Annotated in this window: 10 protein-coding genes; 6 read left to right on the top strand and 4 right to left on the bottom strand. The window is 59.8% G+C overall.

Translation table 11 applies throughout. The features are described 5' to 3' along the window. Positions 1–2: 2 nt before the first annotated feature. Genes pgi through AC1DZ5_RS01770 form a run of 3 tightly spaced genes read left to right on the top strand, consistent with a single transcriptional unit; the run spans position 3 to position 3,482 of the window. Positions 3–1,571 carry a glucose-6-phosphate isomerase gene (gene pgi, locus AC1DZ5_RS01780; protein ID WP_477885433.1) on the top strand — a complete coding sequence of 523 codons (1,569 nt, stop codon included), beginning with the start codon at positions 3–5 and terminating at the stop codon, positions 1,569–1,571. A 16-nt stretch (positions 1,572–1,587) separates the two neighbouring features. After that, positions 1,588–2,835: a winged helix-turn-helix domain-containing protein gene (locus AC1DZ5_RS01775; RefSeq protein WP_477885431.1), complete on the top strand. Its 1,248-nt coding sequence runs from the start codon at positions 1,588–1,590 to the stop codon at positions 2,833–2,835. After that, complete coding sequence (locus tag AC1DZ5_RS01770) at positions 2,832–3,482, top strand: HAD family hydrolase (RefSeq protein ID WP_477885429.1); 651 nt, start codon at positions 2,832–2,834, stop codon at positions 3,480–3,482. The genes AC1DZ5_RS01775 and AC1DZ5_RS01770 overlap by 4 nt, the downstream gene beginning before the upstream one ends. 129 nt (positions 3,483–3,611) lie before the next feature. Here the strand turns inward: AC1DZ5_RS01770 and groL are convergent, their stop codons facing one another. Together groL and groES are read right to left on the bottom strand one after the other, a co-directional pair. Further along, positions 3,612–5,258 (bottom strand): chaperonin GroEL, encoded by a 1,647-nt coding sequence (gene groL, locus AC1DZ5_RS01765; protein WP_029707088.1) that lies wholly within the window; start codon positions 5,256–5,258, stop codon positions 3,612–3,614. Between the two features lie 82 nt (positions 5,259–5,340). Continuing rightward, on the bottom strand, positions 5,341–5,631 hold the full coding sequence (gene groES / locus AC1DZ5_RS01760) for a co-chaperone GroES (protein ID WP_477885426.1): 291 nt from the start codon (positions 5,629–5,631) through the stop codon (positions 5,341–5,343). A gap of 377 nt (positions 5,632–6,008) precedes the next feature. Here groES and AC1DZ5_RS01755 point away from each other — a divergent pair, with 377 nt between their 5' ends. Next, complete coding sequence (locus AC1DZ5_RS01755) at positions 6,009–8,945, top strand: MASE4 domain-containing protein (protein ID WP_477885424.1); 2,937 nt, start codon at positions 6,009–6,011, stop codon at positions 8,943–8,945. A gap of 33 nt (positions 8,946–8,978) precedes the next feature. Continuing rightward, the gene (locus AC1DZ5_RS01750) at positions 8,979–10,181 is read left to right on the top strand and encodes an EAL domain-containing response regulator (RefSeq protein WP_477885422.1); all 1,203 of its coding nucleotides are present in this window, start codon (positions 8,979–8,981) and stop codon (positions 10,179–10,181) included. Between the two features lie 332 nt (positions 10,182–10,513). On the opposite strand, the gene AC1DZ5_RS01745 is transcribed toward AC1DZ5_RS01750, so the two are convergent. Beyond that, positions 10,514–10,804: a hypothetical protein gene (locus AC1DZ5_RS01745; RefSeq protein ID WP_477885420.1), complete on the bottom strand. Its 291-nt coding sequence runs from the start codon at positions 10,802–10,804 to the stop codon at positions 10,514–10,516. Positions 10,805–10,975: 171 nt separating this feature from the next. Here AC1DZ5_RS01745 and AC1DZ5_RS01740 point away from each other — a divergent pair, with 171 nt between their 5' ends. Continuing rightward, positions 10,976–11,944: a Bug family tripartite tricarboxylate transporter substrate binding protein gene (locus AC1DZ5_RS01740; RefSeq protein WP_477885418.1), complete on the top strand. Its 969-nt coding sequence runs from the start codon at positions 10,976–10,978 to the stop codon at positions 11,942–11,944. Between the two features lie 15 nt (positions 11,945–11,959). On the opposite strand, the gene AC1DZ5_RS01735 is transcribed toward AC1DZ5_RS01740, so the two are convergent. Next, positions 11,960–13,891, bottom strand: a complete 1,932-nt coding sequence (locus tag AC1DZ5_RS01735; protein ID WP_477885416.1) for a YhgE/Pip family protein — start codon at positions 13,889–13,891, stop codon at positions 11,960–11,962. Between the last annotated feature and the right edge of the window lie 79 nt (positions 13,892–13,970).

Here is a 13,970-nt window from a genome sequence, read left to right as displayed (position 1 = left end):
CCATGACACGTACCCGTTGTGACCGCACCCCCGCCTGGGGCGCCCTGCAGGCCGCCTACGACGCCACCGGCAAGGCGCTCGATGTGCGCGAGGCCTTCAAGGCCGACGCCCAGCGCTTTGGCCGCTTCAGCCAGGAGGCGCCCTATGTGTTTGCTGACCTGTCGAAGAACCGCATCGACGCGGCGACCGAAGCCTTGTTGTTCGACCTGGCGCGCCAAAGCGGCGTGCTGGAACACCGCGACGCCATGTTCGCGGGCCAGAAGATCAACAACACCGAGCAGCGCGAGGTGTGGCACGTTTTGTTGCGCAATCCGCCTGGAGCCCCCGTCAACTATGCGGGAGCAGCTACTGAATTTGTAGCGGGTGAGCAGGCCAAGGTACATGCCACGCTGGACGCCATGCTGGCCTACGCCGAGAAGGTGCGTGCCGACAAGGCCATCACCGACGTGGTGAACATCGGCATTGGCGGCTCCGACCTGGGCCCGCAAATGGCGGTGCTGGCGCTGGACGCGTTTGCCACCACCGGCAAGCGCCTGCACTTTGTGAGCAACGTGGACGGCCATGAACTGGCCGCCAAGCTGCCGCACCTCAAAGTGGAAAGCACGGTCTTCCTGATCGCCAGCAAGACCTTCACCACCATCGAGACCATGACCAACGCCGCTTCGGCCAAGGCCTGGTTCGAATCGCAAGGCGGTATCGACATTGCGCGTCACTTTGCCGCGCTGACGACCAACGTGCCCGCGGCGAATGCCTTTGGCATCACCACCACCTTTGGCTTTTGGGACTGGGTGGGCGGCCGCTATTCCATGTGGTCGGCCATTGGCCTGCCTTTGGCCATCGCCATTGGTGCTGCGGGCTTCCGCGAATTCCTGGCCGGTGCCCATGCCATGGACGAGCACTTCCGCACCGCGCCGCTGGAGAGCAATCTGCCCATGCGCTTGGGCCTGCTGGACGTCTGGTACCGCAACTTCCACGGCTTCACCAGCCGCAGCATTGCGCCGTACCACAGCGCCCTGCGCCGCGTGCCCGCCTACCTGCAGCAGCTGGAGATGGAAAGCAATGGCAAGCGTGTAGACGCATCGGGCGAAGCGCTGCCGTTTGGCACCTCGCCCGTGCTGTGGGGTGAGCCGGGTACCAACGGCCAGCATGCTTACTTTCAGATGCTGCACCAGGGGACCGATGTGGTGCCCATGGAGTTCATCGCCGTCAAGAAGGCACGCCATGACCTCAAGGGCCACCAGCCGTTGCTGCTTGCCAATGTGCTGGCCCAAGCTCAGGCCCTGCTGCAGGGCAAGAGCGACGCCGGTGGCCACAAGCACTTCACGGGCAACCGCCCCAGCACCTTCCTGTTGCTGGATGACCTGACGCCGGCCGCGTTGGGCGCGCTGATTGCGCTGCAGGAGCACCGCGTGTTTGTCAGCGGCAGCCTGTGGGGCATCAACAGCTTTGACCAGTGGGGCGTGGAGCTGGGCAAGGTGTTGGCCAAAGAGATTGAGCCGCGCCTGGCCAGTGGCGACACCACCGGGCTGGATGGCTCTACGGCGGGCCTGCTGGCCCGTTTGCGCGCCTGAGCTTGAGCACCAGGGATTGTCTTTGCTGAGCCTGGACCAAGCCCGCGCGCTGCACCTCGCAGCGCAGGGTTTGCTGCAACCGCCCGCGCGGGCCGCAAAACGGGTCGACGTGGCGGCCTGTATCCAGCGCATGGCGCTGCTGCAGATCGACACCATCCATGTGGTCTCGCGCAGTCCCTACCTCGTCCTGCATTCCCGCCTGGGGGACTACCCGCGCGAATGGCTGGAAGACACGCTGGCCACGGCCAAGGTGTTTGAAACCTGGGCCCACGAAGCCTGCTTTGCGCATGTGGATGACCTGCATATCCACCGCAGCTACAACCGCCATACCCGTCGCCACTGGGGCTTGGCCAAGGCCGCGCAAAGCCACGCGGCGCAACGCCCACACCTAGACAAGCTGCTAGAGCACATCCGCAGCAACGGGCCCGTGAAATCATCCGACTTTGAACGGATCGAGGGCAAGGGCGGCCCTTGGTGGGGCTGGAAGGACGAGAAGCGCTGGCTGGAAGCGTTGTTCGCGCTGGGCGAGCTGATGATTGCGCGGCGCGAGAATTTCCACCGTGTGTATGACCTCAGCGAACGTGTGGCGCCCCAACTGCTGCTGCAGACGCCCCAGCACAGTGAGGCCACGCTACACGCGCAACTCATCGAAAAATCTGTCGCCGCGCTGGGTATCACCCAGGCGCGCTGGATCCACGACTACTTCCGTACCAAGCCTCGACTCAAGGACGTAGACCTGGACGCACTGGTGGGCACTGGCACCCTGGAGCGCGTGGCTGTGGAGGGTTGGGACGCACCCGGCTATGTGCACGCCAACCATGCCGCGCTGCTGAAAAAGGCCCGCGCCGGCAAGCTGCAGGCCACGCACACGGCGTTGCTCTCGCCGTTCGACCCCGTGGTGTGGGACCGCGAACGTGCCTCGGCGCTGTTTGACTTTGACTACCGGCTGGAGTGCTACACGCCCGAAGAGAAGCGCGTGTACGGCTACTTTGTGCTGCCCATCCTCTGCCGCGGCGCACTGATTGGCCGGCTGGACGCCAAGGCGCACCGAGCCGAGGGTGTGTTCGAAGTGCGCGCCCTCCACGCCCAGCCCGGCCTGGTGTGGACCGACGATCACCTGGCCGATGTGGCCCAGGCCATCCAGCGCAGTGCGGACTGGCACGGCACGCCCCAGGTGCGCATCACGCAGACCCAACCTGCCAAGCTGGCGGCCGGGTTGCGGCGCGCCCTGAAGAATCTGAAACTCGAAAGACCTGACGCATGAACGTGGTGTTTGACTTTGGCGCGGTGCTGTTCACCTGGCGCCCAGTAGATCTGGTGGCCGAATGCTTTCCCGAACGCGCACCCACGCCCGCGCTGGCCGGCCATCTGGCGCATGAGGTGTTTGGCCATGCCGACTGGCAGGGCTTTGACCGCGGCGCGGTGTCCATGCCTGACGTGATTGACCGCACCGTGGCCCGCCTGGGGCTGGACCGGGCGGCGCTGACCGCGCTGGTGGAAAGCATCGGTGAACGCCTGGTGCCGCTGCCCGAATCCATCGCGCTGCTGAACCGGCTGGACGCGCTGCGCGCGCAGCAACAGGCCAAGGGTGGCGAACCGCTGCACCTGTACTTTTTGTCGAACATGCCTGTGCCTTATGCGCGCACGCTGGAGCACCTGCACACCTTTCTGTTGAATTTTGACGGCGGCATTTTTTCAGGCGATGTACTGCTCATCAAGCCCGAGCCCGCCATCTACCAGCTGCTGCAAAGCCGCTACGCGCTGGAGCCCGCCAAGACCGTATTTATCGACGATCTGCTGGGCAACATCGAAGCGGCCCGTGCCCAGGGCTGGCACGGCATCCACTTCAAGAATGCCACCCAAGTCACGCAAGAGCTGCAGGCCGTGGGTTTAAACGAAATTGGCCTCTAGCCCCCGTATCCATTGCGCCAGTAGCTATTAAAAACATAGTGCGCCAGACGTAAAAAAGCCCCGCAAGGCAAAACCTTGCGGGGCTTTTTATTGGCTGTAAGAGGGCTTGCGCCCTCAGGCAAGGCGCAATTACATGCCCATGCCGCCCATGCCGCCCATTCCACCCATATCAGGCATACCGCCGCCGGCAGCGTCGTCCTTGGGGGCTTCAGCAACCATGCACTCGGTGGTGAGCATCAGGGATGCCACGGATGCCGCGTTCTGCAGCGCAGTACGTGTCACCTTGGTGGGGTCCAGGATACCCATTTCGATCATGTCGCCGTAGGTTTCGTTCGCAGCGTTGTAGCCGTAGTTGCCCTTGCCGGCCAACACAGCAGCCACCACCACGGAAGCTTCGCCGCCGCCGTTGAACACGATCTCGCGCAGGGGCGCTTCGATAGCCTTCAACACCAGCTTGATGCCGGCTTCTTGGTCAGCGTTGTCGCCCTTGATGGCGCCAGCCGCTTGCTTGGCGCGCAGCAGAGCCACACCACCACCAGCCACAATGCCTTCTTCCACAGCAGCGCGGGTAGCGTGCAGAGCATCTTCCACGCGGGCTTTCTTTTCCTTCATTTCGACTTCGGTGGCAGCGCCCACCTTGATCACGGCAACACCGCCAGCCAACTTGGCCACGCGCTCTTGCAGTTTTTCACGGTCGTAGTCAGAAGTGGCTTCTTCGATTTGCACGCGGACTTGCTTCACGCGGGCTTCGATGTCAGCAGCAGCGCCAGCACCGTCGATGATGATGGTGTTTTCCTTGCCCACTTCGATGCGCTTGGCGGAACCCAGGTCAGCCAGGGTCACTTTTTCCAGCGACAGGCCGATTTCTTCTGCGATGACCTTGCCACCGGTCAGGATGGCGATGTCTTCCAGCATGGCCTTGCGACGGTCGCCGAAGCCAGGAGCCTTCACAGCCACCACCTTCAGGATGCCACGGATGGTGTTCACCACCAGAGTTGCCAGGGCTTCGCCTTCGACATCTTCAGCAATGATCAACAGGGGACGGCCAGCCTTGGCGACTTGTTCCAGGGTAGGCAGCAGGTCACGGATGTTGCTGATCTTCTTGTCGAACAACAGCACGAAGGGGTTGTCCAGCAAGGCAGCTTGCTTTTCGGGGTTGTTGATGAAGTAAGGAGACAGGTAGCCGCGGTCGAATTGCATGCCTTCAACGACATCCAGTTCGTTTTGCAAGGACTTGCCGTCTTCCACAGTGATCACGCCTTCTTTGCCCACTTTGTCCATCGCGTTGGCGATGATTTCGCCGATGCTGGAGTCAGAGTTGGCGGAGATGGAGCCGACTTGGGCGATCTCTTTGGAAGTGGTAGTGGCTTTGGAAGCCTTCTTCAGCTCTTCGATCAGGGCAGTCACTGCCTTGTCGATACCGCGCTTCAGGTCCATCGGGTTCATGCCGGCGGCAACGTACTTCATGCCTTCGCGCACGATGGCCTGGGCCAGCACGGTAGCAGTAGTCGTACCGTCACCAGCGTTATCAGAAGTCTTGGAAGCAACTTCCTTGACCATCTGCGCGCCCATGTTTTGCAGCTTGTCTTTGAGTTCGATTTCCTTGGCCACGGACACACCGTCCTTGGTCACGGTAGGGGCGCCGAACGAGCGCTCCAGAACCACGTTACGGCCCTTGGGGCCCAGGGTCACTTTGACCGCGTTGGCCAAAATGTTCACGCCTTCAACCATGCGTGCGCGGGCTTCGCCGCCGAAAATTACGTCTTTTGCTGCCATGTTATGACTCCAAATTTAAGTGAAAAGTATCGCTAGCCCGCATAAATGTTGCGCAACTAGCTATCTATTTAGTAGCGAAGTATTACTTCTCGACGACTGCGAACAGGTCGTCTTCCTTCATGACCAACAGCTCATCGCCGTCGATCTTGACGGTCTGGCCGCTGTACTTGCCGAACAGGACGCGGTCGCCCACTTTCACGGACAAAGCCTTGGTTTCACCCTTGTCGTTGGTCTTGCCAGGGCCCACAGCCAGCACTTCGCCTTGATCGGGCTTTTCAGCCGTGTTGCCGGGCAGCACGATGCCGCTGGCGGTCTTTTCTTCCGCTTCGAGGCGTTTAACGATCACGCGGTCAGCCAATGGACGTAGTTTCATGAGGAATCTCCTAGGGTTTGAAACAGAAAGGGAACAGGCGCCCACCCGGGGGTGAACACACATGAACTTGTGGGATGGGTGCTGTTAGCACTCAACCCCAACGAGTGCTAATGATAAGGGCTTTTGGGGTGGTTTCAAGGCCACCAATGAAAACGCCATCCGAAGATGGTGTCGGGTTCAGTTAATGTCGGGTTATTGATTGAATGGCGGTTTAGCACTAAGCTGACCGACGTTGGATGGACTCGCTTAGAGTCAGGATGATTTTGGCTAAGACCCGACACAGGGTTTCGCGGGCAATTGGGGTTTGTGCAGGGAGGGTTGCTCAGATCATGGTTTCAACATCGCAGGTGTACGCGCCATCCGTCGAGTCGGCGTTCTTGTCCACACTGTCTGCGGACTCGCGGCATTGGCGTTTGGCTAGTGGCACCGTAGGGATATCCCTGCTCGTCTTCTTGGCGACGGCACCGTTCGCTCGAGTCGCCTTGATGCCGGTGCCTGCGTTCATCCCCATCTACCAGTCTGCAGTCATCACCAACGACGTCATCACCGCAGTGCTGTTATTTGGCCATTACCGCTTCCTGCGTACGCCAGCCTTGTTAGTGCTGGTCTGCGGTTATCTTTTTTGTGCGCTTATGGCGGCTGCGCATGCGCTGAGCTTTCCTGGTCTGTTCGCTCCAAGCGGTGTCTTGGGCGGAGGTTCTCAAACAACGGCATGGCTGTATTTTTTGTGGCACGGTGGATTCCCGCTGTTTGTTCTAGCCTACACGCGCCTCAAAGCCAACGGGCGTACTCCTATATTGGCGCAAGAACAGTCTCACACATCGGTAGCCGCGACCGTCGCACGACCTGTGTTAGCAACTCTGGCTTTGTGCGGATTGATGGTATTTGTGACAACCGTCGGGCATGACACGTTGCCCGCGATCATGCGTGGCAATCTGGACGATCCGCGCAAGGTTCTGGTTGCGGCGTGTACGTGGGGGCTATCTCTATTGGCGCTGCTCTGTTTGTGGCGCAGCCGTAAACATAGCGTGCTCGACTTGTGGTTGATGGTTTCATTGATCGCTTGGCTATTTGATATCGGCTTGGCTTCAGTACTCAATGGCGGACGGTTTGATCTGGGGTTCTATGGCGGACGGGTGTACGGGCTATTAGCGTCGTCCTTTGTTCTGATGGTCCTATTGCTGGAAAACGGTCGCTTGCACATGGAACTCGCCCGTGCCAACGGGCGAGAGCAACAGAGAAGCCAAGAGCTGGAATTGGCACGAAATACTGCTGATGCCGCAACCCAAGCCAAATCAGACTTCTTGGCCGCTATGAGCCACGAAATTCGCACACCCATGAACGGTGTTATTGGGATGGTCGAGGTACTGGCTCGCTCTAGCTTGAAGGGTCACCAGGTCGAAATGGTGGAACTGATTCGCGAGTCGGCATTCTCTCTGCTTACCGTCATTGACGACATTCTGGATTTCTCGAAAATCGAAGCCGGGCATATGGAGATCGAAGCCCAGTCGTTGTCTGTGACGGAGGTGGTGGAGAAGGTCTGCGTCATGCTGAATCGACTGGCAGAGAAACAGAATGTCGAACTTACGCTGTTCACCGATCCAGCGATTCCTCAAAGCGTGGTCGGTGACAGTCTACGTTTGCGCCAAGTGTTGATCAATCTGATTAACAACGCTGTTAAATTTTCGGGCGGTACCAGGCGCATCGGCAAGGTATTGGTGCGGGCCCTGCTGACTCGTCTGGAAGAGGATACCGCCTACATTGAGTTTCATGTCATCGACAACGGCATTGGTATGGATGAGGCGACCATCGCGCGACTATTCACGGCATTCAGTCAAGCCGATGCTTCGACCACGCGACGCTTTGGCGGAACGGGCCTTGGATTGGCCATTTCCCAAAAGCTAGCGTTCTTAATGGGCGGCGCTGTGCGCGTGGACAGCACGGCAGGTCAGGGCTCTCGATTCGTGCTGCAAATGCCGTTTAAGGTGATGGTCACTCCCGAAAGGGAACGTAAACCGCCACCGTTGGTCGCGGGGCTCGCGTGCATAGTGGTTGAGGATGGTGGCGGGAGTGAAATTGCCAAAGACTTGCATGCCTATTTGGTCGATGCCGAGGTGCAAACCCAATCTGCGGCGGATTTACAAAGCCTACGCGGCATGGCGTCTTCCTTGGAGCCCGGGCTATGGGTTTGGATCATCAACGCTGGTTCTCACCAACCTCCATCGGTTGACATGCTGCGCGAGATCGCAGCGTTAAATCCCTCAATCGATGCTCGTTTTTTGGTGATCGGACGGGGGCCAGACCGTTACCCTCACCGCGTCGACGCAGATCGTGTCACAGTGGATGGGAACGTGCTGACACGTTCTGCGTTGTTGCGTTCGGTTGCCATTGCGGCAGGAAGAGCGGCCGAAGAAGATGAAATCGAAGACGTTGCCGTTGCACAAGCGCGGCATGCGGAAGTGCTGCCCAATTCGCCATCGCGCGAAGAAGCTCGTCGCCTCGGACGGCTGATCTTGGTAGCCGAGGACAATGCCATGAACCAAAAGGTCATCATCCAGCAATTTGCACTGTTGGGACTAACGGCCGATGTCACTGGCGATGGATTGCACGCGCTGCATCGTTGGCAGAGTGGCGACTACGCGTTGATATTGACAGACCTCCATATGCCAGGGTTGGATGGCTACCAACTCAGCGCAGCGATACGCGCCCAGGAAGCAAAGTCGGCGTCAGGTTCCATCCAGACAGCACGTATTCCCATCATCGCTTTGAGCGCAAATGCGCTCAAAGGAGAGGCCGAGAATTGCCGCAATGCTGGTATGGATGACTATTTACGCAAACCCGTTCCACTGGCCGAACTGGAGGCTATGTTTGAAAAATGGCTTCCCAAGGTGCCCACCGAAGTACTTGTAACCCCAAACGCAGCAACGGAACAAACGAATGACAGCCCGTTGGATTTGCGCGTACTGCGCAATCTGGTTGGCAATGATGCGCAGGTGGTAGAGGAATTCTTGCAAGAGTTTCAACGCAGTGCGATGCGCAATCGGGAAGAGATAGTCCAAGCGGTTGTTGCCCAAAACAATGCGGAGATTGTCGCTGCAGCGCATCAATTGAAGTCTGCTGCTCGCTCAGTTGGAGCTCTGGCATTGGGGACTTTGTGCGAAGAGCTGGAGGCGGCGGCAGCGTGCAATGACAGAGTTAATTTGCAGCCATTGTGTGATCTCCTTTTGGCTGAAGTACAGCTCGTGGATAGTTATTTGGTTAGCACGATGCGCGGCGACCAAGATAGGCCCGCTGATCAGATTGAAGATGACTGAGGTCTGTCTTATGCGTCGATTTTGGAGCACGCTATGCGTATCCCTCTCAACCTGAAAGTCCTGGTGTTGGACGATGAGCCTTTTATGCTCAAGTTGCTTGCCTATTTGCTGGCTAAGAAGGGGTTCCAGGACGTGGCCACTTGCGACAACGGGTCAGCCGCGCTGGCGTTGGTGGATTCCCCTCATGCGGCACCACAACTGATATTTTGTGACATCAACATGCCGGGTATGGACGGCGTCGAGTTTGTCCGTCGTCTGGTGGAGCATGGCTACTCCGGCAGCTTGGTGCTGGTGAGTGGCGAAGATGAGCGCACTTTGCAATCTATGCGCCGACTGGTGCAAGCGCATCACATTGAAGTATTGGGGTGCCTACAAAAACCGGTGACTCCTGCGAGCCTAGAAGTCATGATGGAAGCATGGAAAATGCCCACCGCCGCACCTCGCGCCATTGCGGAAAAAATCTATCACGAAGAAGAATTGCGACGGGCCATTGCGATGAAGCAATTGATCAACTACTACCAACCAAAGGTGGCACTGTCCACCGGCAAGGTGGTGGGAGTGGAAGCGCTGGTGCGTTGGCAACATCCCACGGATGGCCTGGTGTACCCAGATCAATTCATCGGCGTTGCTGAGGCGCATGGTCTGATCAATGACTTGACCCATTCGGTTTTAAAGCAGGCGCTACAGGACATGGCGAGTTGGAAGCAAATGGGACTTGAGCTTCAGGTTTCGGTCAATGTCTCTATGGACAATCTCAGCGCCTTGGACTTTCCAGACACGGTTTCGGCACTCGCGGCATCTGCCGGCATTGCGCCCACAGCTTTGATCCTGGAAGTGACGGAAAGCCGACTGATGCACGACCTGCGTGCTCCATTGGAGATCTTGACTCGATTGCGGCTCAAGCGCTTTGGACTATCCATCGACGATTTCGGTACTGGACATTCTTCTCTGACGCAACTGCGTGATCTGCCTTTTGATGAGCTGAAAATTGACCGGAGCTTTGTACACGGAGCCCACGACATTGGGAATATTCGCGCAATTTTCAGTGCTAGTGTCGGTTTAGCCAAGGAGCTTGGCATGAAGGTGGTAGCAGAGGGTGTGGAAGATGCGGGCGACTGGGCCTTCTTGCGTTTTACCGATTGCGACCTAGCGCAGGGGTATCACATCTCCAAGCCTATTCCGGCCAGCGACTTTGTGGCGTGGGTTGATTTGTACCGGCGCAGGTTGGGAACATAGTCCAATAACGCGAGGAGGCGTGGCACCTCACGGCCAAAATGCTATGGCCTGAATCATTCGTGCGTCTGAGGACACCTTTACCACTCGGGGCGCGCGACCCAGACGACGTCAACGTGGTGCTGGACTTGCCTTTACCAACTCGTTTGACAAGTTGGCAGTCCTGACGGCCTTGTATGACGTGACGCACAGAGTGAAAACGCAGGCTAGGGAGTTGGTGGACGGGGTCGCCGTCCTTCAGATATCCACCGGCCAGAGGAACGGCTATTTAACGCAGTCTCGATAGCACAACAACAGGACTACAGATCTGGTTGGGGTTAGCTGAGACCCGACAATCATGCCACCTGGGTAGCCAAGGCTTCGCGTTCCATCCGGTCGGCCATGGCGTACAGGTCCTGGGCAAAGCCGGGGTCCTTGGCCAGTGCGTCATCGGCCAGGCCGCGCAGGTAGCTCACTTCGTCCAGGGCCGTAGGCGCCTTGGCTTGCACTGCGGTGCGGGCAGTCGCCGTGCTCCACAGCGCCAGCACCAGATTCTGGGCCGACACACCTAGCGCACGCAGTGCTTCACCCACGCTGGGACGGGCGTTTGGGGTAAACGGGCGGTTGTGCAGGGTCGTGCTGGTCATGGTGGCTTCTCCAGAAGGAACGATGTTGCACTGCAGTATAGGGTAAACCCTAGTTTTCAACAATCCATAGGGTCGAATTCCCCTGTTTCTGCGCGGGTGGCCCTTGCGGCAGAATCGGTGGCCTCCGTGCGGATTGCGCGGCCCTTTTGCGTCTATTCCTTGGGATTTACTATGTTGAAAAAGTTGCTTGCAATGGCTTTGGTCTCTGTGGCGGTGCTGCCCGCTGCATGGGCGCAGGGCAGCTACCCCACCAAACCCATCCGTATGGTGGTTCCTTTTCCTCCCGGTGGCGGTACCGACATCCTGTCGCGCCTGGTGGCCAACAAACTGACCGAAGCCAACCACTGGACCGTGGTGCCTGACAACCGCGCTGGTGCCGGCGGCACCATTGGAATCACCGAAACCGTCAAGGCTGCGCCCACGGGCTATGACATCGTGATGGGCCAAAAAGACAACCTAGTGGTGGCGCCCTGGCTGTACGGCAACCTGCCCTGGGATCCGACTAAGGACCTGATCGCCGTGGCCCATGTGGCCTACACCCCCGTGGTGATTGCCACCAGCGCCGGCTCTCGCTTCAAGACCCTGGCCGACGTGGTGGCTGCCGCCAAGGCCGCGCCCGACGCCATTACCTACGGATCACCCGGCAACGGCACCACCATCCACCTGGCCGGTGACCTGTTTGAAAAGGCCGCGGGCATCAAGATTCGCCACATCCCCTACAAGGGTTCCAACCCTGCGCTGATGGACGCGCTGGCGGGCAACATCGACCTACTGGTGTCGTCCGTGCCCTCGGCCATCGCGCAGATCAAGGCCGGCAAGCTGCGCCCGCTGGCGGTGACTTCCGCCGCGCGCAGCAGCTCGCTGCCCGACGTGCCCACCGTGGCCGAGTCTGGTTACAAGGACTTTGATGTGAGCACCTGGTACGGTGTGTTCGTACCCGCCGGCACACCCGCTGCAGTGGTCACCACGCTGAACACTGAGATCAACAAGCTGCTGGCCAACCCTGAGGTGAAGGCGGCCATCCAGGCCCAGGGCGCCGAGCCTTTGGCCATGAAAGTAGACCAGTTCTCCAACCTGTTGAGGGCCGACTATGCCAAGTGGAAGGGCATCGTCCAGGCCTCGGGTGCCAAGATCGAATAAGGCGGCAGGCAGGCCTTACAGGTCTACCGCGGGCCGCATGCTGCCCGCTTTGACAAAGCGCCAGCGCCCCAGGTAGGCAGCGATCAGCAGGGCAACAGCGCCTGCTGCCGCGACCAGCACCAGGGGTTGTTGCCAACTGCCATCGTAGGCCCCGAACATGCTGGCCTTGATGGCCCGCACCACCCAGGTCAGCGGCAACCAGGGGCTGATCTGGGCGAACAGCCCACCACTCAGCTCCACCGGCAGCACCCCACCCGACGAGGACAGCTGTACCGCCAACAGCACCATGGCCAGGGCCTTGCCTGCGTCACCAAAGGCCTTGGTCAGCAAAAACACCAGCCCCAGAAACGTCATGGCGGCGACGCCCAGCGTGAGGGCAAAAGCCCCGGGTGCGACGACGCGAATCTTCAACAGGTACATCACCGTGGCCCAGACCAGCGTAGCCTGCAGGACCACCACGGCCATGGGCAGTACCAGCTTGCCCAGCAGCCGCGTCGCGCGGGAGAAGCGCCGTGCCTGACGCGGCAACGAGCGCACATGAATCAGGAACGCCGCAATGCCGGCCCCCAGCCACAGTGATGCGGGGATGATGTTGGCTGCAAACCCGCTGCCACTGTTTTGCACCTGGGCGTCCACCTCCATCACGGGTTGTACCGAGTTGGCCAAGCCTTCGGCGCTGCCCTCCGGTGTCTCTAGTGTGGTGGGCAGGGAGTTTGCCAGCAACTCCAGCCCGCCATGCAGGGTCTGGCTGCCGGCTTTGACCTTTTGCAGGCCCTCCGCCAGCGCATTGCTGCCGCTGGCCACAGCGCTTGCGCCCGATCCTAGTTCGTCTAGTTGGCCGTCCTCTGGCAGTTTGGATACCGCGGTGCGTATGCCCCCGGTCAAGGCCCGCACACCATTGGTCAGCGTGCCCACGCCGGCACTAAGGCGGTTGGCCCCATCGCTGAGTTTTTGCTGCGCTTCGGCCGCGGACTTCAGGCCGTCGTCCAGTTGGGTGAGGCCACTGGACAACTGGCCAATGTTCTCCTTCACCTTGGTCGGCACCAGCATGCTGTTGTTGGCCTCTTCCTTGAAACCATTCACGCCTTCCTGGATTTTCTGGGTTCCGTACTGCAGCGCCTCCATGCCTTGTCCCAACTCCACATGGCCCTCGGCCAGGGCATCGGCACCGCTTTTGAGGCGGTTGAGCTCGGAATTGGCAGGGCGGCGTGCGTCCATGGTGCGCAGACCGGCACCCAGCTGCTTGACCCCGCTGGTCAGCAGGCCCACGCCATCGCTGACGCGGCTGGCGCCATTGGTCAGCGCCTTGGCGGCTGCGGCGGTTTGGGTGGTGCCCGTGCTGAGTTCCTGGGCCCCCACCTGCAACTGGTGCACACCCGCACGCAGTTGCGACACGCTGCGCTGCGAGCCCGCGGCATTGGTCAGCACCAGCGCCCAGCGGCGCTCGTTCAGGCTCTCGTTGACCTCATGCCCCAGCTCGGTGGCAAACTGCCGCGCGATCGATGCGGCTTCGTAGTTGTTGCCCTCGGACGCGTAAATCACCAGTTTGCCGCCGCCGGGTTGTGCGCCCGGAATGGCGTTGGAGCTGAAATCACGCGGAATGATGAGCGCAAACGCCAGCTTGCCCTGGCGCACACGCTGGCGGGCTTCCTCGGCATCGTGGTAATCCACATAGCCAAACCGCGCCGAGTGCTTGAGCTTGGACACCACCTGCCAGCCCACGTTGAACACCTGGTCGCGGTACTCCACGCCATCGTCCAGGTTGACCAGTGCCACCGGCAGTGCACCGGTGTTGGCCGACGGGTCCCACACGCTGGAAAGGTAGATCACCGCGTACAGCGCCGGCAGCAGGGCCACCGCCACTGTGGCCAGCATCAGCTTGGGGTAGCGCAAAAAGGCCTGTGCCTCATTGCGGACAACGTAGGTGATCTGTTGAAAAAAAGTCATGGCGTCTTGCCGGGGTAGGCGGGCGGCGTTTGCGGGGTGGTAGCAACAACGGTGTTGCGGTCTGCGCCTTTGCAAACCA

The organism is Rhodoferax sp. P1_F3 (assembly GCF_056405715.1).
This window is presented reverse-complemented; position numbering and strand designations above follow the sequence as displayed.

Excerpts from the sequence above, each read along its gene's own strand:
- pgi (WP_477885433.1), top strand. The coding sequence starts at position 3 with ATGACACGTACCCGTTGTGACCGCACCCCCGCCTGGGGCGCCCTGCAG.
- AC1DZ5_RS01770 (WP_477885429.1), top strand. The coding sequence starts at position 2,832 with ATGAACGTGGTGTTTGACTTTGGCGCGGTGCTGTTCACCTGGCGCCCA.
- groL (WP_029707088.1), bottom strand. The coding sequence starts at position 5,258 with ATGGCAGCAAAAGACGTAATTTTCGGCGGCGAAGCCCGCGCACGCATG.
- groES (WP_477885426.1), bottom strand. The coding sequence starts at position 5,631 with ATGAAACTACGTCCATTGGCTGACCGCGTGATCGTTAAACGCCTCGAA.
- AC1DZ5_RS01750 (WP_477885422.1), top strand. The coding sequence starts at position 8,979 with ATGCGTATCCCTCTCAACCTGAAAGTCCTGGTGTTGGACGATGAGCCT.
- AC1DZ5_RS01745 (WP_477885420.1), bottom strand. The coding sequence starts at position 10,804 with ATGACCAGCACGACCCTGCACAACCGCCCGTTTACCCCAAACGCCCGT.
- AC1DZ5_RS01740 (WP_477885418.1), top strand. The coding sequence starts at position 10,976 with ATGTTGAAAAAGTTGCTTGCAATGGCTTTGGTCTCTGTGGCGGTGCTG.
- AC1DZ5_RS01735 (WP_477885416.1), bottom strand. The coding sequence starts at position 13,891 with ATGACTTTTTTTCAACAGATCACCTACGTTGTCCGCAATGAGGCACAG.